Source organism: Propioniciclava soli, assembly GCF_014858005.1.
Classification (GTDB): domain Bacteria; phylum Actinomycetota; class Actinomycetes; order Propionibacteriales; family Propionibacteriaceae; genus Propioniciclava; species Propioniciclava soli.
On record NZ_JACYOT010000058.1, the window covers coordinates 1 to 505 of the forward strand.

Genomic DNA, 505 nt, shown 5'->3' on the forward strand with positions numbered 1-505 from the left:
TGAATGATCACCCCCGCTGACGAAGAACGTGTCGGCCAAGGCCATGCCCGGACCGAAGTTCGCCCAGAAATAGGCTGGGGCTCCCAAAGCCAGCAGAACCAGGAACGGGACCCCCACCACACTGGCCCGCCCCTCGGGCCGCCTCCAGGCGCCGACTAGCAGCGCGATCGCCAGCAGGGGCCCGACCGCCAGGAAGGCAATGACCATCCCGGCAGCCATGGATTCGCCAGTCGCGGCCACGTCCGCGTATATCTGGTCGAGACCGACGCCGGGGACTGCAGCCTGCGGATTCCACACGAGGATCTGGACCGCGGCGAGCAGCGCGTAAGCAATCACCGCCCCCGTTCCGATGAGCGCGACGGCCCTCGCGCTCAGGCGCCGCGTGGAGTTCATTGCTGGGGTCATGCCTTGCTCTTTCCCGGGACATCGGTTCGCCGTCCGGCGCTGTCGTCGACTGTATGCGCCGGCCTGGCCACGGTCCGACCCGCAAGCACCAGCCGCGGCA

General features: G+C 68.3%; 1 protein-coding gene. It reads right to left on the bottom strand.

The window, feature by feature from the left end; genetic code table 11:
- Positions 1–405 (bottom strand): hypothetical protein (locus IFY26_RS17570; protein ID WP_232550300.1); only part of this gene is annotated, 405 nt, incomplete at its 3' end.
- Positions 406–505: the final 100 nt, after the last annotated feature.